Source organism: Falsiroseomonas sp. (assembly GCF_030695085.1).
Lineage (GTDB): Bacteria > Pseudomonadota > Alphaproteobacteria > Acetobacterales > Acetobacteraceae > Falsiroseomonas.
Window position 1 is genome coordinate 23,904 of the sequence record NZ_JAUYTS010000071.1, and the last position, 23,639, is coordinate 47,542.

General features: G+C 69.9%; 22 protein-coding genes. 14 read left to right on the plus strand and 8 right to left on the minus strand.

Translation table 11 applies throughout. The features are described 5' to 3' along the window. The first annotated feature begins 48 nt into the window (after window positions 1–48). Complete coding sequence (locus Q8S40_RS08910) at window positions 49–1,929, plus strand: ATP-binding protein (protein ID WP_305670096.1); 1,881 nt, start codon at window positions 49–51, stop codon at window positions 1,927–1,929. A gap of 51 nt (window positions 1,930–1,980) precedes the next feature. Here Q8S40_RS08910 and Q8S40_RS08915 read toward each other — a convergent pair whose 3' ends face one another. Further along, a complete protein-coding gene (locus Q8S40_RS08915) occupies window positions 1,981–2,790 on the minus strand; it encodes a sulfite exporter TauE/SafE family protein (protein WP_305670097.1) in 810 nt (269 codons plus the stop codon). Further along, a complete protein-coding gene (locus Q8S40_RS08920; RefSeq protein WP_305670098.1) occupies window positions 2,787–3,047 on the minus strand; it encodes a hypothetical protein in 261 nt (86 codons plus the stop codon). Before Q8S40_RS08920 ends, Q8S40_RS08915 begins: the two co-directional genes overlap by 4 nt. Here Q8S40_RS08920 and hisD point away from each other — a divergent pair. After that, window positions 3,046–4,320, plus strand: coding sequence for a histidinol dehydrogenase (hisD, locus tag Q8S40_RS08925; protein WP_305670099.1), 1,275 nt, complete (start codon window positions 3,046–3,048; stop codon window positions 4,318–4,320). The two genes, Q8S40_RS08920 and hisD, sit on opposite strands and share 2 nt — an antisense overlap. Window positions 4,321–4,322: 2 nt before the next feature. Here hisD and Q8S40_RS08930 read toward each other — a convergent pair whose 3' ends face one another. Together Q8S40_RS08930 and Q8S40_RS08935 are read right to left on the minus strand one after the other, a co-directional pair. Further along, a complete protein-coding gene (locus Q8S40_RS08930; RefSeq protein ID WP_305670100.1) occupies window positions 4,323–5,900 on the minus strand; it encodes an ABC transporter substrate-binding protein in 1,578 nt (525 codons plus the stop codon). 23 nt (window positions 5,901–5,923) lie between these two features. Continuing rightward, window positions 5,924–7,408, minus strand: coding sequence for a M81 family metallopeptidase (locus Q8S40_RS08935; protein WP_305670101.1), 1,485 nt, complete (start codon window positions 7,406–7,408; stop codon window positions 5,924–5,926). Window positions 7,409–7,698: 290 nt separating this feature from the next. On the opposite strand from Q8S40_RS08935, the gene Q8S40_RS08940 reads away from it, so the two are divergent. Beyond that, on the plus strand, window positions 7,699–8,676 hold the full coding sequence (locus Q8S40_RS08940; protein ID WP_305670102.1) for a tripartite tricarboxylate transporter substrate binding protein: 978 nt from the start codon (window positions 7,699–7,701) through the stop codon (window positions 8,674–8,676). A 369-nt stretch (window positions 8,677–9,045) separates the two neighbouring features. Next, window positions 9,046–9,936, plus strand: a complete 891-nt coding sequence (locus tag Q8S40_RS08945; protein ID WP_305670103.1) for a LysR family transcriptional regulator — start codon at window positions 9,046–9,048, stop codon at window positions 9,934–9,936. Here Q8S40_RS08945 and Q8S40_RS08950 read toward each other — a convergent pair. Genes Q8S40_RS08950 through Q8S40_RS08960 form a run of 3 tightly spaced genes read right to left on the minus strand, consistent with a single transcriptional unit; the run spans window position 9,933 to window position 12,518 of the window. Continuing rightward, on the minus strand, window positions 9,933–10,685 hold the full coding sequence (locus tag Q8S40_RS08950; RefSeq protein WP_305670104.1) for a carboxymuconolactone decarboxylase family protein: 753 nt from the start codon (window positions 10,683–10,685) through the stop codon (window positions 9,933–9,935). The two genes, Q8S40_RS08945 and Q8S40_RS08950, sit on opposite strands and share 4 nt — an antisense overlap. A gap of 2 nt (window positions 10,686–10,687) precedes the next feature. Next, a complete protein-coding gene (locus Q8S40_RS08955; protein WP_305670105.1) occupies window positions 10,688–11,668 on the minus strand; it encodes an MBL fold metallo-hydrolase in 981 nt (326 codons plus the stop codon). Window positions 11,669–11,684: 16 nt separating this feature from the next. Then, the gene (locus Q8S40_RS08960) at window positions 11,685–12,518 is read right to left on the minus strand and encodes a tripartite tricarboxylate transporter substrate binding protein (protein ID WP_305670106.1); all 834 of its coding nucleotides are present in this window, start codon (window positions 12,516–12,518) and stop codon (window positions 11,685–11,687) included. A 407-nt stretch (window positions 12,519–12,925) separates the two neighbouring features. On the opposite strand from Q8S40_RS08960, the gene Q8S40_RS08965 reads away from it, so the two are divergent. The 10 genes from Q8S40_RS08965 to Q8S40_RS09010 all read left to right on the plus strand — a co-directional run bounded on the left by Q8S40_RS08965 (window position 12,926) and on the right by Q8S40_RS09010 (window position 22,405). Continuing rightward, window positions 12,926–13,885 (plus strand): tripartite tricarboxylate transporter substrate binding protein, encoded by a 960-nt coding sequence (locus tag Q8S40_RS08965; protein WP_305670107.1) that lies wholly within the window; start codon window positions 12,926–12,928, stop codon window positions 13,883–13,885. Window positions 13,886–13,890: 5 nt separating this feature from the next. After that, the gene (locus tag Q8S40_RS08970; protein ID WP_304813817.1) at window positions 13,891–14,664 is read left to right on the plus strand and encodes an enoyl-CoA hydratase/isomerase family protein; all 774 of its coding nucleotides are present in this window, start codon (window positions 13,891–13,893) and stop codon (window positions 14,662–14,664) included. Window position 14,665: 1 nt separating this feature from the next. Next, window positions 14,666–15,109 carry a hypothetical protein gene (locus tag Q8S40_RS08975; protein ID WP_304813816.1) on the plus strand — a complete coding sequence of 148 codons (444 nt, stop codon included), beginning with the start codon at window positions 14,666–14,668 and terminating at the stop codon, window positions 15,107–15,109. After that, entirely contained in the window at window positions 15,109–15,567 is a 459-nt protein-coding gene (locus Q8S40_RS08980) for a MaoC family dehydratase (RefSeq protein ID WP_305670108.1), read from the plus strand. The genes Q8S40_RS08975 and Q8S40_RS08980 overlap by 1 nt, the downstream gene beginning before the upstream one ends. A gap of 2 nt (window positions 15,568–15,569) precedes the next feature. Beyond that, on the plus strand, window positions 15,570–16,775 hold the full coding sequence (locus Q8S40_RS08985) for a CaiB/BaiF CoA-transferase family protein (RefSeq protein ID WP_305670109.1): 1,206 nt from the start codon (window positions 15,570–15,572) through the stop codon (window positions 16,773–16,775). Between the two features lie 458 nt (window positions 16,776–17,233). After that, window positions 17,234–18,841: an ABC transporter substrate-binding protein gene (locus Q8S40_RS08990; RefSeq protein ID WP_305670110.1), complete on the plus strand. Its 1,608-nt coding sequence runs from the start codon at window positions 17,234–17,236 to the stop codon at window positions 18,839–18,841. A gap of 1 nt (window position 18,842) precedes the next feature. After that, window positions 18,843–19,883 (plus strand): ABC transporter permease, encoded by a 1,041-nt coding sequence (locus Q8S40_RS08995; RefSeq protein ID WP_371136820.1) that lies wholly within the window; start codon window positions 18,843–18,845, stop codon window positions 19,881–19,883. Continuing rightward, window positions 19,880–20,806: an ABC transporter permease gene (locus tag Q8S40_RS09000; RefSeq protein WP_305670111.1), complete on the plus strand. Its 927-nt coding sequence runs from the start codon at window positions 19,880–19,882 to the stop codon at window positions 20,804–20,806. The genes Q8S40_RS08995 and Q8S40_RS09000 overlap by 4 nt, the downstream gene beginning before the upstream one ends. Then, a complete protein-coding gene (locus tag Q8S40_RS09005) occupies window positions 20,803–21,627 on the plus strand; it encodes an ABC transporter ATP-binding protein (protein ID WP_305670112.1) in 825 nt (274 codons plus the stop codon). The genes Q8S40_RS09000 and Q8S40_RS09005 overlap by 4 nt, the downstream gene beginning before the upstream one ends. Before the next feature lie 4 nt (window positions 21,628–21,631). Beyond that, on the plus strand, window positions 21,632–22,405 hold the full coding sequence (locus Q8S40_RS09010) for an ABC transporter ATP-binding protein (RefSeq protein WP_305670113.1): 774 nt from the start codon (window positions 21,632–21,634) through the stop codon (window positions 22,403–22,405). Between the two features lie 347 nt (window positions 22,406–22,752). On the opposite strand, the gene Q8S40_RS09015 is transcribed toward Q8S40_RS09010, so the two are convergent. Next, a complete protein-coding gene (locus tag Q8S40_RS09015) occupies window positions 22,753–23,469 on the minus strand; it encodes a hypothetical protein (protein WP_304810452.1) in 717 nt (238 codons plus the stop codon). Window positions 23,470–23,639: the final 170 nt, after the last annotated feature.

Consider the following 23,639-nt stretch of genomic DNA (forward strand, 5'->3'; position numbering starts at 1 on the left):
TGCTCCGTGTCCTAGCAGGGAGCGTCCCGTTCACGGGGGCGAAACGCGGTGCCGGAGATCCACCTCCCGACGGTCTTTGTCTTCTCCTCGATCCTGGGCGGGTTCCTCGGGCTGGCCTCGCTTTGGCTCTGGTCGCTCGATCGCCGGGAAACCGCGCTCGCCTCCTGGGGCATGGCGCGGCTGCTGGGCGCCGGCGGCACGGTGCTGCTCGCCCTGCGCGGAATGGCGCCGGACTGGGTCTCGATCGACGTCGCGAACCTGCTGCTCTGCCTCGGCTATGGCCTGCACTGGACCGGCGCGCGGCAGTTCGAAGGGCACCGGCCGATTCCCTGGGCGCTGCTGCTGGGCGCGGTGATCTGGATCGGCGCCAACCGGATTCCCGCCTTCCACGCCAGCATCGATGCCAGGGTGGCGCTGATGGCGCTGGTGCTGCTTGGCTATAACGGCCTGGCGGTGCTGGAGCTGGTGCGGGGCCAGCGAATCAATCCACTGCCGTCGCGCCCGTTGTTCATCAGCCTGCTGGCGGCGGTTTCCGTCATCTATATCGCCCTGGCGACCGCGACCATGGTCTTTGCGCCGCGGCCGATCGGCAACCAGCTGCCGCAGGGCTTCATGTTCGGCGCGCTGGTGGTGTTGCAGGTCGTCTTCCTGGCAGGCGGCACCCTGCTGTTCGTCGCCATGATGAAGGAGAAGGCGGAACAGCGTTCCACCGCAGCGCTCGCCGCCGCGCGGGACGCGGCAGACCGCGCCAATGCCCACAAGACCCGCTTCCTGTCCCGCATGAGCCATGAACTGCGGACCTCGCTCAACGGCGTGCTCGGGATGGCGCAGGCGCTTTCGCATGATGCCAGCCTGGGCGCGCGCCAGCGGCGCCAGGCGGAGACCCTGGACCAGGCCGGGCGCCATCTGCTGGCCATCGTCAATGATGTGCTGGATATCGCGCGCATCGAGGCCGGGCGGTTCGTGGCCCAGCCCCGGCCGCTGCGGCCCGAGCCCTTCCTGCACGAAACCCTGACGCTGGCGGAGGAAGCGGCGGCCGCCAAGGGGGTGACCCTGGCGCTGCGGCTGGACCCGGCAGTGCCGGGGACGGTGCTGGGGGATGGCCTGCGAATCCGGCAGGTCCTGTTGAACCTGCTGGCCAACGCAATCCGCTTCACGCCACGCGGCGGCACGGTGGCGCTTCAGGTGACGGCGGAGGCAGCGGGGATACGCATCGCCGTGATCGATTCCGGCAGCGGCGTGCCGGCGGCGCTGCGGCCGCATCTGTTCGAGGATTTCGTCCAGGCCGAGGATGAGGGCTCGCACACCGGCAGCGGCCTGGGCCTGGCGATCAGCGCCGCCCTGGCCCGCGCCATGGGCGGCAGCCTGACCCATGCGGATGGACCGCAGGGGGTGGGCAGTTGCTTCACCCTGGCGCTGCCCCTGCCCGCCTGCGGCGCCGAGATCCGGCGCACGGCACAGACCCTGCCGCTGGTCGCGGTCGCGCCGCGGCAGGATGCGCTGCGTATCCTGGTGGTGGATGATGTGGCCGCCAACCGCTTCGTCGCAGCGGCCCTGCTGGAGCCGGCCGGGCATCAGGTGACCGGGGCGGCAAGCGGCCAGGAGGCGCTGGACCTGCTGGCACAGGGCGAATTGCCGGATCTGGTCCTGATGGACGAGCACATGCCGGGCCTGACCGGTAGCGCGACGATGCGGCGGATCCGCGCCCTGCCGGGCCGGGCCGCCACATTGCCGGTTCTGGCCCTGACCGCCGATGCACTGCCGGAGCAGGTCCAGGCGATGCTGGAGGCCGGCTTCGACGGGCACCTGTCCAAGCCGGTGGAGCGCCTGGCCCTGCTGGCCGCGGTGGCACGGGCTACCCAACGGCGGGCGGTGGAGGTCCCGGCGCGCGGTCCGCGCATGCCCCTGGCAGCCGGTACGGCCGCCTGACGCGAGGCAAGCCGCTGCCGAAGCTGCGACGCGGGGATCAGGACCCGCCCCTCATCCTGCCGCCACCGCCGCGCCCTTGCGCCAGAGCTTGACCGAGGAGGCCAGCAGGATGGCTCCGAGCAACAGCTTGAGCGCGCCTGCCGGCACGAAGGGCAACAGCGCCGCGCCTGCCATCGCGCCCAGCACCGACCCCGCCGCCATCGGGGCACCGATGCCCAGAAGCGCGACACGATCGCGATAGCCGCCAGCGCGCGCATGGCGGGCCACGCCGACCGCGACGGCCGGCAGGCTGATGATCAGGCTCGCCGTGCCGGCGGTGCGGATATCCAGCCCGAAGCCGAAGATCAGCGTCGGGATGATCAGCTCGCCGCCCGCCACGCCGAGCAGCGAGGACACCAGCCCGATCCCCACCCCGGCGATGGCCCCCGCCACCGGCCGCCACCAGCCGCCAGGTGCGGCGCCGAGGTGCAATGCCTCCCCGGCCACGGCCTCGACCAGCAGCAGCAGGCCGATGGCGGCGAGCAGCCCCGCGATCAGCCGTGTCAGGCGATGCGCGTCGATGCGCGCCAGCAACCCGGCGCCAAACCAGGCGGCCGCCATGGCGAAGACGGTCAGCGCGGCAATCTCCGGCAGATGCGCGGCGAGGTCCGGAAAGCTGGCAAGGCCGAAGCGCGCCACCGCGGCGGCTGCGAGCGTGACGAGGCTCATCAGCAGGTTCATCCGCACCGCCGGATGCGCCGCCAGCGCGAACAGGCCCAGCAGCACCGGTAGCCGGAACTCGGCGCCGCCGAGGCCGATCAGCCCGCCCAGCAGGCCGATGGCGGCGCCCCACCACAGGGCCGAACAGGGTGATGCGGTCATGCGGCGTGGCGGCCGGTGGCCGGGCGCAAGGCCGCCACGGAAGCGGAGCGCATCGCGACAAGGCCGCCCCGCGCGGCCTCGGCGCGGCAGGTGGCGTGGGCACCGGACATCTCGGACTCCCGCCGCTGTCTTTCGATACTGATAGCGAGCGGCGTCGTGTCGGGCAAACCGGGCGGGGCCATCGGGCCCGTCCTGCCGCTCGTCGCCCCGCTGGTCGTGGTGTAGCCTGCCGGGGCATCGACCAGGCCATCCGCCATGACCCTCCTTCGCCTGAAATCCGCGACCCCACCGGGCCGCGAGCACAGCATGGCCGTGCCGGAAGCGGTTGCCGGGATGCTGCGCGAGATCGAGGCCGGTGGCGCGGCGCGGGCGCTTGCCTATGCGCGCGACCTCGATGGCTGGCAGGGCGACCCCGTGCTGTCCGAGACCGAGATCGCGGCGGCCTCGGCGCGCGTCGATCCGCAGGTGCAGGCCGATCTGCGCTTCGCCCACGGCAATATCCGGCGCTTCGCGGAGGCACAGCGGGCAACCCTCACCGATATGGACATCGAGATGGCGCCGGGCTTTCGGGCCGGCCAGCGATCGATCCCGGTGGCCGCGGCGGGCTGCTATGCGCCCGGCGGCCGGTTCAGCCATGTCGCCTCCGCGCTGATGACGGTGACGACGGCACGCGCTGCCGGGGTCGGGCATGTCATTGCCTGCTCACCGCCACGCGGGGCGCAGGGTCTGGCCGATGAGATGGTGTTCGCCATGCGGCTGGCCGGCGCCGACCGGATCCTGTGCATGGGCGGGGTGCAGGCGATGGCGAGCCTCGCCTTCGGCTTTTTCGGACTGCCACGGGTGGATGTGCTGGCCGGGCCGGGCAATGCCTGGGTGGCGGAGGCGAAGCGCCAATTGTTCGGCCGGGTCGGGATCGACATGGTGGCCGGCCCGACGGATTCCCTGATCATCGCCGACGATTCCGCCGCGGCCGCCACGGTCGCCTGGGACATGGTCGGCCAGATGGAGCATGGCGCCGACAGCCCGGTCTGGCTGGTCACCGATGACCGGGGGCTGGCGGAGGCCGTGATCGGGATGATCCCGGCGCTGATCAAGACCCTGCCCGCCGCCAACGCCGCCTCCGCCCACGCCGCCTGGGACCGCATGGCCGAGGTGACGCTGTGCGACACGCGGGAGGAAATGGCGCTGCTCGCCGACCGCTACGCGCCGGAGCATCTGCATGTGCAGGCGCGGGACCTGGATTGGTGGCTCGCGCGCCTGACCGCCTATGGGTCGCTGTTCCTCGGCGCGGAAACCACGGTGGCCTTCGGGGACAAGGCCGCCGGGCCGAACCATGTGCTGCCGACCTCGGGGGCCGCGCGCTACACCGGTGGCCTGTCGGTGTTCAAATTCCTCAAGACCGTCACCTGGCAGCGCAGCACCGCGCAGGCGGCGCGGCCGGTGGCCGAGGCGACCGCCCGCATCTCACGGCTGGAGGGGATGGAGGCGCATGCCCGCACCGCGGATATCCGCCTGACCCCCCCGGCCTGAATTCACACCCGCCGCACATTCCAGAACAGGTTCACCGAGGCATTGAGCGCGCCCTGGATGTCCTTCCGGATGGCGCCGTCCGAGTAGGTCTGGCCCAGCGGAATGGTCGGCACCATTTCGAGCGCCCGCGCCTGCGCGGCCCGGAACAGCGAATCCGCCTCCTCCGGCGCGGTGGCGCTGAGCCATTTCTGCACCAGCTCCTCGGTTGCCGGATCATGGAACCAGCCCCACCAGCCGGCATCGCCGACACCGCGCGTGGTGGTGTTGGTGGCGGGATTGTCGATCGAGATCGCGGGCCAGTTCGTGCAGGCGATGCTCCAGCCGCCATTCTCGACCGGGGCCTTCGAGATGCGGCGCTGCACCACCGTGCCCCAATCCAGATCCTGCTGATCCACATTCATGCCGATCCGCCGCAGCAGATCCGCCGTCAGCACGCCATGCGCGTTGATCGTGGGCTGGTCGGTCGGGTTCAGCAGGACGATCCTCTCGCCCTTGTAGCCGGCATCCAGCACCGCCTGCCGCGCCTGGGCGATATCCAGCGAGCCCATCACATCGGCGCCGAGTTCCACGACGCCCGGCATGCCACAGGGGAACATGGACCGGCAGACCTGGCCATTCGCGGGATCCGCCGTGATCGCCTGGATGAACGGCGTCTGGTCGATGGCCCGCAGCACCGCCCGGCGCAGTGCCACATTGTTGAAGGGCGCGGTCAGATGGTTGAAGCGCAGCACGGAGACGACGCCGAAGGGGTCGCCGCGGAACAGCTCCACCTGCCGGTTGCGCGCCACCAGCGGCGCCAGTTCCGGCAGCACGGCCGCCAGCCAATCGACCTCGCCGGCCTGGATCGCCGCCGCCGCCGTCGCCGGGTCCGGCAGGATCTGCCATTCCAGACGGTCGAAATGCACCACCTTGCCGCCCGAGGTCCAGGCCGGCGCCTCGGATCGCGGCACATAGTCGGCGAACTTCTCGTAGACCATGCGGGCGCCGGAGACATATTCGCCGCGCACGAAGCGGAACGGGCCGGAGCCCACCATCTCCGTCACCTGCGTCGTCGGGCTGGTCTGCGCCAGGCGTTCCGGCATGATGAAGGCGGGGGACGAATGCGGCTTGCCGATGGCGTGCAGCAGCCGGCCGAAGGGGCGGGTCAGCTTGATGACGATGGTCTTGTCGTCACGCGCGCCGAAGCTCTCCGTCGCGGCGCCGAGCGCCTGGCCAAAGCTGTCGCGCTTCGACCAGCGGTTGAGACTGGCAGCGCAATCCCGTGCGCGCACCGGCTCCCCATCATGGAAGCGCAGGCCGTCGCGCAGCGTGATCTCCCAGGTCAGGCCATCGGCGGAGACGCTGTGGCCGGCGGCCATCTGCGGCACCGGCCGAAGCTCCGCATCCACCCCGTACAGCGTGTCGAACACGCAATAGCCATGCGCGAGGGTGACCGCGGCCGGCGTGAAGATCGGGTCCAGCAGAGTGAGGTTGGAGCTGGGCACATAGCGCAGCGTCCGCGCCCTTCCCTGCGCCAAGGCGGGCATGGACAGCAGCGGCGCGGCGGCGGCCGTGGCGAGGAGGGTTCTGCGTGGGATCATTCTGCCGTGTCCTTTGGGTGTGCTCAGCTCAGCGCATCTGGCACCGGCATGTCGTCGGCCGGCCAGAAGGGACGGCGCCGATGTTCCCAGGCCACATCCTGCAGGCGCAGCGGCGTGGCGCCCGGGCCGTGCAGCGCGATGAAGCCTGTGCCGGGGTCCAGCAGCTTCCGGTAGTTCATCAGGTTCTTGAAGGAGACAAGCTTGCAGCGGGCGATGTCAATGCCGCAGGCCGCGTAGTGCTCGTCCAGATGCTCATACACCGCGTGGCTGGCCACCAGCAGGCGCAGCCCGCCCACCCGCAACACCGCCGAGGGGCCGAGCCTCGCCCGCGCGCCGGAGGCCGGGCCGCCGCGATAGGTGAAGCTGCCCTCGCAAAGCCGTTCCACCCGCGCCACAAGATTCACCGGCTTGAACCACCGGCGGTCCTGCCAGGCGCCGACGGCGAAGGCGGCTTCCGCGCCTTCGCCCAGTTCGAAGGCCCGCGCGGCGGCGGCCGGGTCCACGATGGCCAGCGCGGCATCCACCTCCGGCGCCGCATCGAGGAGCGCCGCCAGCAGCGCGGGACTGTCGCCCGAGGCGCCGCCGCCAATCGCATCCGGCGCGTCGATCAGCAGGGTGCGGCCCGGCAGCGCGAGGGCGGCGCGCACCGCCTCGGCGGGGGTCATCGCCGGCAGTTCGAAATCCCGGCGGCGCCGCCACATGTCATCGAGGATGTCCTGCGCCACCGCCGCCGCCCCCGCCGGGTCCGCATCGGTGACCGCGAGGCCGGTGATGCCGACATCCGCCATGTCCAGCCAGGGCTGCACCGGGAAATAGCTGACCGAAAGCGCCCGCCCGGCTTGCTCCAGCGCCCGGGCATGGGCGGCGACATGCGCCATCGGCGCATCACCCAGCGTGGCGCCGCCGAGCACCGGCACGATGGCGTTGTATTTCCGCATGCGGGTGACGGGGCGGATCTCGCCGCGCAGCGCGCGCACCAGCAAGCCGGCGGCGCGGCCGCCGGTCTGGTAGGCATCGACATGCGGGTAGGTCTCATAGCCCACGACGATGTCGGCCGCGGCCACCATGCGCGGCGTCACATGGGCATGCAGGTCCAGGCTGATGGCGATCGGGATGCCTGGCCCGATACGCGCGCGCAACGCCGCCAGCACCGCACCTTCCGGGTCCTTCTCCTCGGCGCAGATCATGGCGCCGTGCATGGCGAGATAGACGCCATCCAGCGGCAGCGCGGCGGCGATGCCCTCGACGATGCGATCGCGCGCCTCGTGGAAGAACGCATCCTCGACATGCCCGCCCGCACCGCCCTTGGCGGCAAAGATCGGCACGAGTTCGGCCCCCGCATCGCGCAGCGCGTGGATTGCGCCGGTCAGCGCCAGGTCCTTGCCCTCCATGGCCTGCGGCAGCGCGGCGCCCTCGTGGATGCCGATGCGCGCGAAGTCGGCGCGACGCTCGACGCGGAGCGACAGGCTGTTGCCTTCGTATTCGAAGCTTGCGACGGCAACCCGCATGTCAGGCTGCCGCCAGGCGGGCGCCAGTCGCGCCGGATCGTGCGGTGGATTGCGGGCACGGCCCCTCAGTCGCGCAAGTGATCATGGGTGCCGCCCGTTCCAGGTCCTGGGATCGCTGCACGACAAACCTGCCAGCAGGTGCACGGATGATGGCACCGGGGCTTCAACTCCTGTCAACCCGCCACGGTCTATGCCGGGATCGCGGCACAAGCCTGGCGGAAGGCGGTTTCGCCCCCCGCGCAGTTTGTGCGATAAGACTGTCAACAATCATCACCTGGGAACGAAACGACATGACCCCGACTGCCTTCAGCCGCCGCGCCCTGCTGGGTGCCGCCGCCCTGCCGCTTGCCGCCCCCGCCCTGGCGCAGGAGGGGTTTCCGTCCCGCCCGCTGCGCCTCATCGTCGGCTTCACGCCGGGTGGGGCGACCGACATCTCCGCCCGCGCCATCGCGCCGAAAATGGGTGAGGTGCTGGGCCAGCCCGTGATCGTCGAGAACCGCCCCGGCGCGGGCAGCAACATCGCGACCGAGGTGGTGGCCCGCAGCCCGGCCGATGGCCACACGCTGCTGCTCGCGACGCTGGGCGCCCTGGTGGTCAGCCCGATGGTGATCCGCCTGCCGGTCGACCCGGCGCGCGACCTGGTGCCGGTCTCGGTGGCGGTCGACCTGTTCAACATGCTGGTGCTGCCGCCCGACCGGCCGTGGCGCAACGTGGCCGAACTGGTTGCCGCGGCCAAGGCGGCGCCCGGGCAGCTTTCCTACGGCACCAGCGGCATCGCCGGCGGGCCGCATCTCGCGGGGCTGCTGTTCAACCGCACCGCCGGGATCGACACCACCGCCGTGCATTACCGCGGCGGCGGGCTGGTGGTGACGGATCTGCTCGGCGGGCGGATCGACTACTCCTTCGCCACCGCCGCATCGGTGCTGCCGCAGGTGCGCGAGGGTAAGCTGCGCGCCCTGGCCATCCCCCATCTCGAACGCTCGCGCCTGATGCCGGACATCCCGACCGTCGCGGAATCGGGCCTGCCGGGCTTCGACGTGCCGTCCTGGTACGCGGTGATGGCGCCGCGCGGCACGCCGGAGGCCGCCATCGCCCGCCTGAACGCCGCGATGCGCGTGGCGCTGGGCGACGCCGATGTGACGGCGGTACTCAACCGCAACGGGCTTGAGCCGCGCTGGAGCACGCCGGACCAGATGAATGAGGCGCTGGCGGCCGAACGCACGAAATGGACGCCGATCATCCGCGATAGCGGCATCCGCATCGATTAGTGCCTGGCGCTGCTGCGAATGCTTCGGCGGCGGCACCATCGCGGCGGGACTCAGGTCTCGCCGCGAGCTTGGCACATCGAGGCCGCTCAGGGACCGTCCGCCGCATCAGCTTGAAAACACCGGCGGGTCGGCCCTGCGGCTTGCCGTCAAACGATTCACCCCAACCCAAGCTCTGACACCGAACTCTGGCGGCACCGTCCGGCAAGCCGCTGCCGTTCTCCCCCAGTTCGAGGCGCCGGTGGCGCGACCGACCGAAAGGTGGCGTGCGCCCCGGACCGCGATGACGCGTGATATCCATGGCCGCTCCGCTACCAATGCTGTACGGAAAATGAAAAGAAGCCCGGCCAGACCATGGAAACCTTGCGCACGATGAGCCTGTTCGCCGCGGTCGCGCATCACGGCAGCCTCTCCGCGGCCGGGCGCAAGCTGGGGCTTTCGCCGGCTTCCGTCTCCCGCCAGATCACGGCGCTGGAGGAACAACTCGGCGCGCGTCTGCTGAACCGCACCAGCCGCAGCATGACGCTGACCAGCACCGGCGAGATCTACCTGCGCCATGCCGAGAACATCCTGCACCAGATCGAGGAAATGCAGGCCGAGGTCAGCCAGCGGGAACAGCAGCCTTCCGGCCTGTTGCGGGTACATTCCCGCCTGCTTGTCGGCACGCTGGTGCTGATGCCGAACCTGCCGCGCTTCCTGCAGGCCTATCCGAAGATTTCGGTGGAACTGGTCATGTCGAACCATCCGGTCGACCTGGCGGAGCGCAATGTCGATGTCGATATCCGAATCGGCAAGCTGACCGAAAGCGCCCTGATCGCGCGGCGCCTGGCCACCAGCGAAAGGGTGGTCTGCGCCGCGCCCGCCTACCTCGCCGGCCGCCCGCCGATCCTGGCCCCGGCCGACCTGGCGCAGCAGAACTGCCTGACCTACCGCCTCGGCATGGGCCGGTCCGTCTGGCGTTTCGCGCATGCCGAGGGGCCGCCGGTGGAGGTGCCGGTGGCGGGCAGCCTCACCACCGATAACGGGCCGGCATTGCATGCCGCGGCGCTGGCCGGCCTCGGCGTGGTGCTGATGCCCGACTGGTCGGTGCGGGAGGATATCCGCGCGGGCCGTCTGGTCCGGCTGCTGGCGGACCACCGCGCGAGCCACCTGGAATTCGAGAATGGCGTCTTCGCCGTCTATCAGCGCAGCCGCCACCTTTCCGCCTGCATCCGCGTCTTCATCGACTTCCTGGTCGAGACCTTCCGGAATACGGACCGCTAATCCGGAGACTCCAGCAGCGACATCAGCGCCGGGACACCGATGGAGCAGGAATGGATGGAGATGGCGCCGGCGAGTTGCAGCACCTCCGCCAGTTCCTCCCGCGCCGCACCTTCCGCCAGGGCGCGGCGGATGTGAAAGCGCATGCCGGGCTCATACAGCGTGGCCGGGGAGGCCGCGACGGCGAGGCCGATGAACTCCACCACCTTGCGCTCCAGCGGCCCGGTGCGGCGCGGGCTGGTGAGGAACAGCAGATAGGCCTCGACATAGGCCGGCGCGACGGAAAGCAGGGTGTCCACCTCCGCCGGCCATTCGCCCAGCAGCGGCTCAAACCGCTGGCGCAGCGCCGCCAGATGCTCCGCGGCGACAGGCAGTGGCGGCTGGCGGCCGGCGCGGGCCACCTCCTCCCCCAGCATCGCCAGGCCCTGGCGCGCGGTCCATGTGCCGAGCGCGCTGGTCAGCTCGATCACCTGCAGGATCTCGGCCGGCGTCGCGCCGGCTTCCAGCGCGAATTCCATGTGCCGCCTGGCGCCGCGCTCATACAGATGCGCGCAGGACAGATCGGCGGCGATATAGACGAATTCACGCACCTTGGCGGGCAACGCGCCGCTGCGCCATGGGCCGTGCAGGAAGGCCAGATAGGCCTCCAGGAAAGCCGGGTCGTGCTGCAACAGGCCTTCATGGAACGGCGCCCAGTAGCGCCGTGCCGCGATCACCTCCGCCTTCAGCGCCGCCTTGCCGGCCTCATCCATCGTCAGAGCGGCGAGCGCCACATGGCGGGGACGAAGCCGTAGCCTTCGCTGCGCCGCGCCACATGGCCGATCGCCGGGAAGGCGAGGTGGGAGCCGGCGACCACGAGGCGGTCCGTGGCCGCCATGTCAAAGATGCGGCTGCGCGTGCGGGCCGCCAGGTCGGGGTCCGAATCGAAGGAGATCGACCAGTCCGGCCGGGCGAACTGCAGCGACTGCGCATGCACCACATCGCCCCACATCAGGAACTGCGCGCCGCCCGAGGCCACATGCACGCCGAGATGGCCCGGCGTATGACCCGGAATGGCCAGGGTGCGGACACCGGGCGCCACTTCCGTCTCTGGCGCGATGCGGCGGACCCGGCTGCCATAGGCCGCCAGCACGGCGCGGGCCGGACCGAAGAAGGGGCGTAGCGGCGCCGGTGCGCGGGTCTCCTCCCCGCTATCGGACCAGTAGGCAGCCTCCGCCTCCGCCACCAGCACCTCCCCGCGCGGGAACAGCGCGGCGCCATCGGCGGTCAGCATGCCGGCGGCGTGGTCGCGGTGCAGATGGGTCAGCACGATCGCGTCGATATCCTCCAGCGCCACGCCCGCGGCGCGCAGGTTGCGCGGAATCTGCCCGAGATTGGGGCCCAGCGCCGCCGCTGCGCCGGCATCCACCAGGATCAGCCGCGTGCCGGTGTTCACCAGGAAGGCGTTGACCGCCAACGGCACGCCGCCCGGCGCATCGAAGGCTGCCGCCTTCAACCGCGTGCCGGTGTCCGCGTCGTAGTTCCGGAACAGGTTCGGCAGCGCCGCATCCGGGAAGGCGAGGTTGCCGTCGAGCAGCGCCGTCACCTCGATCTCACCGACCCGATGCCGGTAGAAGCCGGGGGCCTGCTCCGTCGCGCGCGGCACTGCGGCGGGCGCGGTGCCGCTGCGCAGCGAAGCGGCGGCGGCCAGGCTGCCCAGCAGCAGACCGCGGCGCGGAAGAGTGATGCGTTCCATGATCCTGTCTCCCGGCCTATTCCGCGCGAATGTTCGCGCGCGTGATGACATCTCGCCATTCGGCGATATCGCGGCGCAGCGTGGTGGCGAATTCGTCCGGCCCCAGGCCGCGGGGCACCATGCCGAGCGCCATCAGCCGGTCCCGGAAGGCGGGCTCGGCCAGGGCCTCGCGCACCGCATCCGCCATGCGCGCCTGGATGTCTGTGGGCAACCGCGCCGGCGCCAGCAGGCCGAGCCAGAACTCGTTGGCAAAATCCGGCAGGCCGCTTTCGGTGATGGTCGGCACCTGCGGCAGCAGCGGCGCCCGCCCTGCGCTGGTCACCGCCAGCGCCCGCAGCCGGCCATCCTCCACCAGGCCGCGCGAGCCGGGGATGGTGTCGAAGATGAACTGGATGTCGTTCTGCATCAGCGCGGTGACGGAAGGCCCGCCGCCGCGATAGGGCACATGCACCATCTGCACGCCGGCCCGCAGCGCGAACAATTCCCCGATCAGATGGCCGGAGGAACCGGTGCCGGCGGAGCCGAAATTCACCACGCCGGGCCGCGCCCGGGCGAAGGCAATCAGCTCCCCCACATTCTGCGCCGGCAGGCCGGGGTTGACCACGAGCAGGTAGGGGCCGGTGACAAGCAGGGATACCGGCACAAGATCCGTCAGCACGTTATACGGCAGGTTCTGCTTGAAGCTCGGCTCCGTCGCCAGGACCGAGGTGTGGAACAGGAAGGTGGTGCCATCGGGTGCCGAACGCGCCACCGCCTCCGTGCCAATGGAGCCGGCGGCGCCAGCACGGTTCTCCACGACCACGGGCTGGCCGAGACGGGGCTGCAGGGCGGTCGCCAGCAGGCGCGCCACCGGGTCTGTCGACCCGCCGGGGGATAGGGCACGACGATACGGATGGGCCGGTCCGGCCATCGGGGCTGTGCCAAGGCGGGGGTGGCCAGCATGGCGGTGGCCATGCCTGCAAGATGAATGGCTTGCCTGCGGCTCAGCTTTGGCATCTGTGCTTCCCCCTCCGTCCCGTGCCGCCGCGCGGCCGGGTTGCGGCGACGTTAGGCATTGCGCAGCGACAGGTGAACGTTCCTCCGCAGCACGGCATCCTTGCGCCAGGTGAAAGGATGTCGCCGTGCGCCGGCGCCTCAGCGTTGCATCCAGAGCAAGGATGCTGCTCATCCGCCGAGCGTTGTCCGCCCCGCCGCCGCGTCGCAAGACTTCCCGGACTGACCCTCGGGAGGATCAATAGGATGCAGGCCAAACGCCGCATGTTGCTTGGAATGGGGGCCGGCCTGGCGCTGGCGGCACCGGTCCTGGCCCAGGGCTCTGCGCCCTTTCCCAGCCGGCCTATTCGCTTCGTGGTGCCATTCGCCCCCGCCGGCGGCAGTGACATCGTCGCGCGGCTTTTGGTGGAGGAGCTGTCGCCCCGCCTCGGCCAGCCCTTGGTGGTGGAGAACCGGCCCGGCCAGGCCGCCTCCGTCGGTGCCGCCCATGTCGCGCAGCAGCCGCCGGATGGCTACACCATCCTGATCTGCACCCCCGGCGTGCAGATGACGAACCCCTTCCTCTACAGCAACCTGCCCTATGACGCGGAACGCGGCTTCACGCCGATCGTGCACATCGCCCACCTGCCGAACATCCTGGTGGTGCACCCGTCCCTGCCCGTGCAGAACGTGGCGGAATTCATCGCCCATGTCCGCGCCAACCCGGATCGGCTGAGCTTCTCCTCCACCGGCCCCGGCAGTTCCAGCCACCTGGCGATGGAGCTGTTCATGAACATGAGCGGCACGCGGATGACCCATGTGCCCTATCGCAGCTCCGGCCAGGCCCTGGCCGATCTGATGGCGGGGCGGGTGGAGGCCAGCCTCGACAGCTTCGCGGCGATGATGCCTGCGGTGCGCGCGGGCCGGCTGCGGGTGCTCGGCATCTCCACGGAGCGGCCGCTGGAGGACCATCCGGAGATTCCCGCCATCGCCGAGACCCTGGCGGGGTATGAGGGCACCACGCTGCTCTATATGCTTGGCCCGGCAGGCATGCCGGCGCCCGTGGTGCAGCGGCTGAACGCCGCCTTCAACGAGGTGCTGGCCCTGCCCCGCATCCGGGAACGCTTCCGCGAGATGGGCATGGCGGCATCCGGCGGCACACCGGAAGACCTTTCACAGGTCATCTCCGACGGCCGAACCAAATGGCGTTCCGTCATCGAGCGCGCTGGCGTGAAACTGGATTGACCGGGATGGAATTGCAGACCTGCCGCCTGGCGGTGGCCGAGGGCATCGCCACCGTCACGCTGGACCGCCCGCCGGTGAATGCGCAGAACCGCCGGCTGCGGGAGGAGCTGACCTGGATCTTCGACAGTTGCAGCGACCGCCGCGACGTGCGCTGCGTGGTGCTGACCGGCGCGGGCAACAGCTTCTCCGCCGGCGCCGACATCAAGGAACGCGTCGGCCTGGTGCAGGAACCGGGTGACTACATCTCCCACAACCGGCTGACGCGGGAATTCTTCTACGCGCCGATGGATTGCCTGAAGCCGGTGATCTGCGCCGCCAACGGCCCGGCCATCGGCGCAGGCTTCGCGCTGATGCTGTCCTGCGACGTGATGCTGGCCGCCGAGACCTGCTGGGTGCAGATGCCGGAGATCGATGTGGGGCTGGCCGGCGGCACCAAGCTGCTGTCGGAGCATTTCTCCCGCTCCAAGGCACGCGCCATGTATTTCACGGGCCGCAAGATGCCGGCGGCCGAGCTGTATCGCCTCGGACTGGTCGAGGCGGTGTTGCCGGCGGAGGCCCTGCTGCCGGCGGCGCTGGAGATGGCACGCGAGATCGCCGCCAAAAGCCCGCTCGCGGTGCGCGAGATCAAGCGGTCCTTCAACGTGGTGGAGAGCATGCCGTATCGCGAGGCCTATCGCTTCGAACAGACCGTCACCGAACAGCTCTCGCAAAGCGCCGATACGAAGGAGGCGCAGCGCGCCTTCGTCGAGAAGCGCAAGCCCGTCTTCAAGGGGGAATAGGATGGCCACCGGCCGCTACACCAGTGATCTCGAGGAAGGCGACCGGCTCGGGCCGGTGGATGTCGTCATCAGCCCCTTCCAGGTGCGCGAATACTGCCACGCGAACGAGCTGCACCAGCCCTGCTTCCAGAACGACCCGAACCCCATCGTGCCGCCGACCATGGCGCATCTGGAGAAGCTGCGCTTCTACACGATCTACTGCCCGGATGGCTGTGGGCCGAATGCGCGGGTGCACTACACCTTCGACGTGCGCTGGCATGGCGCGCTGCGGGCCGGCATGCCCCTGGTGGTCGAGGGCGTGGTGCGCAGCCGCTACATGAAGCGCGGGCGTGAATACATGGATGTGGACATCACCATGCGTGATAAATCCGCCGACCGCCTGCTGGTGGAATATCGCGACACGGTCTGCCTGTCCTACCGCGAAGCCGCGAAGGATGCCGCGTGATGGACCGGACCCCGATGGAATTGAACCCGGGCGACGAAATCCGCTCCGCCCCGCGCGTGATGACGCGGGAGCGCATGCGCTGGTATGTCGATGCGCTGCCGACGGTGGAAGCGAATGACGGGCGCGTACATTTCAGCGTACCCACCATCCATGACGATGATGAATATGCGAAAGGCCAAGGCCTGCCGGGCATCATCTCGGACGGCATGATCACCAGCAACTGGATCCTGGACCTGCTGCTGCGCAGCCTCGGCACGCAGGTGCTGGAAGACCCCGGCGCGCTGCTGACGAAATTCGTGGCGCCGGTCTATGAGGATGTGCCGATCACCTGCGTGCTGCGGGTGGAAGGCGCCCAGCCCCTGCCGCAGGGGGGACAGCGGCTTTCGCTGAAGGTGTGGGCGGAGGATGGCGCCGGCAAGCTGGTTACCGTCGGCACCGCCGCGGTCAAGATCCACTGACCATGGCCGGTGTTCTGGATGGCGTGCGCGTGCTGGATCTCAGCCGCGTCTTCGCCGGCCCCGCGGCGACCCAGATCCTGGGCGACCTCGGTGCCGAGGTGACCAAGGTGGAGGAACCGGGCCGCGGCGACGAGGCGCGCGGCTTCGGCGTGACGGCGGAGGTGCTGGAGCGGCTCGGCGCCAGCCCGTCCTTCCTCGCGCTCAATCGCAACAAGCGCAGCATCGCGCTGGATCTGAAATCGCCCGCCGGCCTGGGGCTGGCCCGACGGCTGGCCGCCGCATCCGATGTGCTGGTGCATAATTTCCGCCCCGGCGCGATGGAGAAATGGGGCCTCGGCTGGGAGGATCTGCGGGCGGTCAATCCGCGGCTGATCCATTGCGGCTTCTCGGCCTATGGCGAGGCCGGGCCGCTGCGCGACTTCGGCGCCAATGACGTGGCGCTGCAGGCGCATAGCGGGCTGATGCACCTGACCGGGGAGCCGGATAGGCCGCCGGTGCGGGTCGGCACCGCGGGCATCGACCTGCATGGCAGCCTCGGAATGGTCAGCGCCATCCTCGCCGCGCTGCTGCACCGGGCGAAGACCGGCGAGGGGCAGAAGGTCACCTCCTCCCTGCTGCAATCCTCGGCGCATCTGATGAGCTATTTCTACACCGATTGGTGGCTGGCGCGGACCAAGCACCGGCGCATGGGCACGGCGAACCACCTGACCGTGCCGAACCAGGTCTTCCCCGCCGCCGATGGCGATGTGGTGATCATCGCGCCCAGCGACGACATGTGGCGCCGCCTGGCGCGGGCGCTGGATCCGGCGCGGCTGGAGCGTCCGGAATACCTCACCGCCATGGACCGCCGCACCAACCGGGCGGCGCTTCTGGCGACGCTGACGGAGGTGACAAGCGCCCTGACCTGCGACGAGATCCTGCGGCGTCTGGGCGCGGCCAAGGTGAATGTCGCGCGGGTGCATGATGTGGGCCAGGCGGCGGACCATCCGCAGCTGGAGGCCGCCGGGGCGGTGCTGCACTGGGAGCGTGACGGTCATGTCGAACACGGCGTGGCGCCACCCTTCACACTGACGGCCACGCCGGTCGAGGTGCGCCGCCCGCCGCCCATGGTGGGCGAGCACACGGCCGAGATCCTGCGCGAGATCGGCCTGGGGGACCAGGACCTCGTCCAGGCCCGCGAGGAAGGCGCCTTCGGCAAAGCCGGTTAGCGACACGCTCCAGATCACCGACGGCGCCGGGACGGCGTGGCCGGTCCTCCACACGGGTACGGACCTCGCCTTACCTGGGTGGGAATCCGGCCGATGCCGGCATTGACGGCCGGCATCAGGAGCTCGGCCATGCCTGGCTGGTAAGGAATTCGGTCAGCAGGTGGCCGAACCGGTGCGGTTGCATGTGGCCACCAGGCGCTACCGCGGTCGAGCCGAATCCCTTCGCCAAGCTCTCGCCGGACTATGTGACAGCGCCGAGGCGGCCCAGCAGCGGCGCTATGGCGAGCTGGCCAAGATGAAGGGGCTGGAGGCGCCAGCCACCGCGCAAAGCCTATGGCCCAGGGTCGAGGCCGGAGCCCCAGCGCAAGGGCCGCGGCGGAGCTTGACGCCGGGGCATGCATAAGTGAACTGTAACAAGCTGCCGCGCGCATGCGGCGTCCCCCGACGGAAGCCATAGCATGATCACCAGCCTTTCCAAGCGCACCCTCCTCTCCGCGGGCGCCGCGGCCCTTGTGATGGGTGCCGTGCCCGGCGCGCGCGTCGCCCAGGCGCAGACGCCCCGCAACGCGCTGGTGATAGCGGGCACCATCGACGATCTTGTGGCGCTGGACCCGCACCACTCCTTTGAGGTGACCGGCAGCGACCTGCTGAAGAATGTCTATGACCAGTTGTTCATGCTGGACCCGACGAAGGACGCCGCCGAGCTTCAGCCGGGCCTGGCCGAGAGCTTCACCGTCTCCGAGGACGGCCGCACCTTCACCTTCCAGATCCGCCAGGGCGTGCGCTTCCATTCGGGCAACGCGCTGACCGCGGCCGATGTGGTCTATTCGCTGCGCCGCCCGCTGCTGATCAACCGCACGCCCGCCTTCATGTACCGCAGCGTCGGCCTGACGCGCGAAAACGTGGAGGAGACGGTGCGCCAGCTGGGCGATTTCACCGTCTCGGTCACCTTCAACCGTGCCTATGCGCCCAGCCTGATCCAGAACCTGTTCACCGCCACCATCGCCTCGGTGGTGGACAGCCGGCTGGTGCAGCAGAATGCCGGCGAGGACATGGGCAACACCTGGCTGAACCGCAACTCCGCGGCCTCCGGCGCCTATCGCATCGGGCGTTACCAGCCCAATGAAAGCTATACGCTGGAGCGCAACGACAGCTGGTGGCGCGGCCGCGCCAATCTCCAGCGCGTCATCGTCCGCCACGTGTCCGAAGCCGCGACGCAGCGCCTGCTGCTGGAGCGTGGCGATGTGGATGTGGCGCGCAACCTGACGCCCACCGACATCACGGCCCTGCGCGGCCGGCCGAACCTCACCATCGCCGAATTCCCGCGCGGCACCATCCAGTATTTCAGCGCCAACATGACCTTCCCGCTGCTGTCGAACCCGAAGGTGGTGGAGGCGCTGAAGTACCTGGTGGACTATGACGGCATCGCCAACAACCTGCTGCCGGGCCAGGTGTTTCCGCACCAGAGCTTCATTCCCCGCGCCATCCTGGGCGCCGTGGACACGCGGCCCTACACCTACGACCCCGACCGTGCCCGCCGCCTGCTGGCGGAGGCTGGCCACGGCAGCGGCATCGCGCTGACCATCGACACCGCCAACAGCTTCCCCTCGCTCGACGTGGCGCAGACGCTGCAGGCCAGCATGGCGCGCGGCGGCGTGCGGCTGGAAGTTCTGCCGGCCACCGGCGCGCAGGTGCTGGCCAAGTTCCGTGCGCGGAACCACCAGCTGTTCATTGGCATCTGGGGCCTGGGCTACCCGGACCCGCACTACAATGCCGACAGCTTCGCCCACAATCCGCCGGGCGCCGACAATCCGGGCAAGCTGACCTGGCGCAATGGCTGGGACATTCCCGAGCTGACCCGCCGCACCGAGGCCGCGATGACCGAGCGCGACCAGAACGCCCGCGCCGCCATCTACCGGCAGATCCAGGAGGAGTTCATGAACACCTCCCCCTTCGCCATCTTCGCGCAGCAGCAGGTGCAGGTGGCGCATCGTTCCAACCTGACCGGCTACATGGCGAGCTCGCCGGGGCTGTCGGCCATCTACTGGCTCGCGAACAAGGGCTGAGGTGAGCGTCGCATCGGGCGGGGCCGGCGCGCTGCGGGGCGTGCGCCGGGGCGGCGAGTTCGCCCTCCAGGTGGCGCTGACGCTGCTGGGCCTGCTGGCCGTGACCTTCTTCATCGGGCGCGTGGTTCCCATTGACCCGGTGCTGGCCGTGGTGGGCGACCAGGCGCCGCGTGACGTCTATGAGGCGGTGCGCATCGAGCTTGGGCTGGACCGGCCGCTCTGGGTGCAGTTCTGGCTCTACGTCCAGAAGATGGCGGTGGGGGATTTCGGCAATTCCCTCGTCACCAACCGGCCGGTGCTGGACGATATCGCGCGGGTGTTCCCCGCCACGCTGGAACTGGCCACCATCGCCACCATCATCGGCGTGGCGCTGGGCGTGCCCATGGGCATCGCCGGCGCCGTGTACCAGGATCGCTGGCCGGACCAGCTGGTGCGCGTCATCGGCCTGGTGGGCTATTCGGTGCCGATCTTCTGGCTCGGCATCATGGGGCTGCTGGTGTTCTACGGCATCCTGGGCTGGGTCGCGGGGCCGGGGCGGCTGGGCATCTTCTTCGAGGACATCGTGCCCGCCGTGACGGGCGTTATCCTGATCGACTCCGCCATCGCGGGCGAGTGGGAGGTGTTCTGGAACGCCGTCAGCCATGTGGTGCTGCCGGCGGCGGTGCTGGGGTATTTCTCCATCGCCTACATCGCGCGCATGACGCGCAGCTTCATGCTGGACCAGCTGAGCCAGGAATATGTGGTGACGGCCCGCGCCAAGGGGCTTTCCGAGGCGCGCATCATCTGGGTGCACGCGCTGCGCAACATCTCGGTGCAGCTCATCACCGTGATCGCGCTGTCCTATGCGCGGCTGCTGGAGGGGGCGGTGCTGACCGAAACGGTGTTCGCCTGGCCCGGCCTTGGCCGCTACCTCACCACCGCCCTGCTGGCCGCCGACATGAACGCGGTGCTGGGCGGCACGCTGGTGGTGGGCGCGGTTTTCGTCGGGCTGAACCTGTTGTCGGACGCGCTGTACAAGCTGATGGACCCGAGGGCGAAATGAACAATCCGCGCGCCTCCGGCGCGACGACCACCTGGCGCGCGCAGCTCCTCACCGACACACCCGCATCCCGCAACCAGGCGCGGCTGGGGCAATTCTACCGCGGCTGGCTGCAGTTCAAGCGTAACAGGCTTGCGGTGCTGGGCCTGCTGATCGTGCTGCTGCTGATTGTGGTGGCGGCCTTCGCCCCCTGGATCGCGACGCATGACCCCTACGCGCAGGACCTCGCGCGCCGCCTGCTGCCGCCGGGCACGCCGGGCAACTGGTTCGGCACCGACGAGTTCGGGCGCGACACCTTCTCGCGCCTCGTCTACGGCGCGCGCATCACGCTGATGATCGTGGTACTGGTCGCGGCCATCGCGGCGCCCATCGGGCTGCTGGTGGGCACGGCCGCGGGTTATGCGGGCGGCTGGCTGGACACGGTGCTGATGCGCGTCACCGACGTGTTCCTGGCCTTCCCCAGCCTGATCCTGGCGCTGGCTTTCGTGGCCGCACTCGGCCCGGGCATCGAGAACGCCATCATCGCCATCGCGCTGACCGCCTGGCCACCCTATGCGCGCATCGCCCGCGCCGAGACCATCACCATCCGCAACAGCGACTACATCGCCGTGGCGCGGATGCAGGGGGCGCGGACGGCGCGCATCCTCTGGGCCTACATCATGCCGCTGTGTGTCGCGTCGCTGGTGGTGCGGGTCACGCTGGACATGGCGGGCATCATCCTGACGGCGGCGGGGCTGGGCTTCCTGGGGCTTGGCGCGCAGCCGCCCATGGCGGAATGGGGCGCCATGATCTCGGCAGGGCGGCGCTATGTGCTGGACCAGTGGTGGGTGGCGACCATCCCGGGCATCGCCATCATCACCGTCAGCCTCGCCTTCAACCTGCTGGGCGACGGGCTGCGCGACGTGCTGGACCCGCGCAAATCATGAGCACGCCGCTGCTGGAGGTCGAGGACCTCCGCGTCACCTTCCCCACCCCCACCGGGCCGTTCCACGCGGTGCGCGGGGTTTCCTTCACCCTGGGGCGGGAGCGGTTGGGCATCGTGGGCGAAAGCGGCTCGGGCAAGTCGCTCACCGGGCGGTCGCTGCTGCGGCTGCTGCCGGCGCATGCGAAGCTGGAAGCCAGGCGCCTGCGCTTCGATGGCAAGGATCTGTTGACCGCCTCCCCGCGCGAGATGCGCGCGCTGCGGGGAAAGCGCATCTCCCTGGTGCTGCAGGACCCGAAATATTCGCTCAACCCCGTGATGCGCGTGGGCGAGCAGATCGCGGAAGCCGTGCGCGACCGCGGCGACCCCAAGCGCCGCGCACTGGAAATGCTGGAGGCCGTGCGCATCCGCGACCCGGAGCGGGTGTATGGCCTGTATCCGCACGAGGTTTCGGGCGGCATGGGCCAGCGCATCATGATCGCGATGATGCTGGCACCGGAACCTGACCTGTTGATCGCGGACGAACCGACCTCCGCCCTCGATGTCACGGTGCAGATGCAGGTGCTGGCCATCCTGGATGACCTGGTGGCCAAGCGCGGCATGGGGCTGATCTTCATCAGCCACGATCTCGACCTCGTTTCCTCCTTCTGCGACCGCGTTCTGGTCATGTACGGCGGTCGCGTGATGGAGGAACGCCACGCACGGGACCTGCGTGCCGCGACGCACCCCTACACCCGGGGTCTGCTCAACAGCCTGCCGCGCATCGACGATGACCGCGCCGAACTGCCCACCCTGCAACGCGACCCCGAATGGCTGAAGGAGTGACCGCATGATCCATGTGCGGGACCTCACCGTCACCTTCGGCCAGGGTACCCGGTCCGTGCGCGCGGCACGCGACGTCAGCTTCACCGTGGCCAAGGGCGAGAGCTTCGGCCTGGTGGGCGAAAGCGGCTCGGGCAAGTCCACCGTGCTGCGTGTGCTGGCCGGGCTGAACCCGTACTGGACCGGCGAGGCGACGGTGGGCGGCGTGGCGGTGGCGGGCCGTGATGCGCGGCTGCCGCGCATGGTGCAGATGGTGTTCCAGGACCCCTACGCGTCGCTGCACCCGCGCCACACCGTGGACCGCGCATTGTCGGAACCGCTGGAAATCCAGGGCATCGGCGATGTGGGGCCGCGGGTGGAGCGGGCGCTGACGGATGTGGGCCTCGGTCCCGCCTTTCGCTTCCGCTACCCCAACCAGCTCTCCGGCGGGCAGCGCCAGCGCGTCGCCATCGCGCGCGCGCTGATGCTGGAACCCAAGGTGCTGCTGCTGGATGAGCCGACCTCGGCGCTGGATGTCAGCGTGCAGGCGGAAATCCTGAACCTGCTGCGCCGCCTGCGCCAGGCGCATGGGCTGACGCTGCTGCTGGTCAGCCACAACCTCGCCGTCATCGCGCATATGTGCGACCGGCTGGCGGTGATGAATCGCGGCCAGGTGGTGGAGGAAATGGACGTGGCCACGCTGCGCCGCCAGGAACCGCGCGAGGCCTATACGCGCCAGCTTCTCCTCGCCAGCCGCGGCTACGACCGCGAGGTAGCGGCGGGCATCGTCACCTACGACTGAGGGCCGGCCTTCGCGCGCCCATTTTCTCTGCGGCGATCTGGCCCGACGCCCCGGAATTGGAGGTCGCCGTGGCGACACCGTTCGCCGACCGGAAGCCCGAACCTCTGGCCTGCGCAGAAAGGTGACGGTCTCCGGCACCCCATCGCCAAGGCGTCGACCTTGCTGAGCCAGCGCCCGCCCGTCTTGCAGCGGCGCAGGGAGCACGGCTCGCATGGAAACTGGCGGAGGAGGTGCGACTCGGTACAGGCGGTCTCCAGGCCGGAGCCTTGGAGAGCAGGCTACTAGGCACCGGCGGAAGGACCGGGTCGCGGCCGGTCCACGCTCGCAACTCCGGGGTCTGAGAGCGTTCAGCGCCGCCGCGGTCGATCCTCCCACACGGCTGAGACGCCCGCCGTCGAGAGCAACATGAGGCCGAGCCGCTCCGCGAAGCCCTGCGCGAAGCCGATGCCGTCGGCCGATGCGAAGGGGGCGTCGGACGCCCAGAGAGGGATCGACTGCTCGGGGTCGGCGTGCGTCAGTTCGACCCAGTAGAGCCGGATCTCCTCGCCTTTCCGCTCCCTCGTCTCGATGACGGTCCTGTGCTGGCGCGTGCGTGGGTTCTCCTTCTGGGTGACGTAGGAGCGGAGCGCGATGCCCTCGAAGGCCGTGAGCGGCATGCTCCAGGCTCTTCCATCCGCTTCGAGGGCAACGCCGGTCTCGGACAGGCTCAGGCGCAGCCGGGCTGGCGCGACGCGCGCCTTGGCCAAGTGCCAGAGCGCGCCGCCCCCCGCCGTCCCGACCGGCAGCAGCGTCAGGACTAGGATTGCCAGCGCGTCGTCACCCTCCGCAACGAGGGCTGAGACCGCGCCCAGCGCGGCGAAGCCGGCGGCGATCATCCCGAGCAGCCGCGCATTGCGCCGATGGGCGCGACCGGGGGCAGCCGAGAGCCGCGCCGGCACCTGGCCGGGCGAGATCTGCCCGCCGGCTGCCTTGATCCAACCCGCGCGTTCCGCCTGCCGCTTGACGATGCGCGTGGGCAGATCATCCACGGCATGGCGCAGGGCGGGCTGATGGCGTTCGGACACTGTTCCGATCTCCGGTTCTCGATGCTCCTGGTCGCATGCTCGCAGATCTCTTCACCGGGCACGATCCGCAGGAGCGCGATGCATCAGAGGAAAAGTCGACTTCACCGTATCCGTCGTCCTGACCCCACGGCGGGTCGTGTCCCGGGTGGTGGTGTAGGAGGACCGAAGCC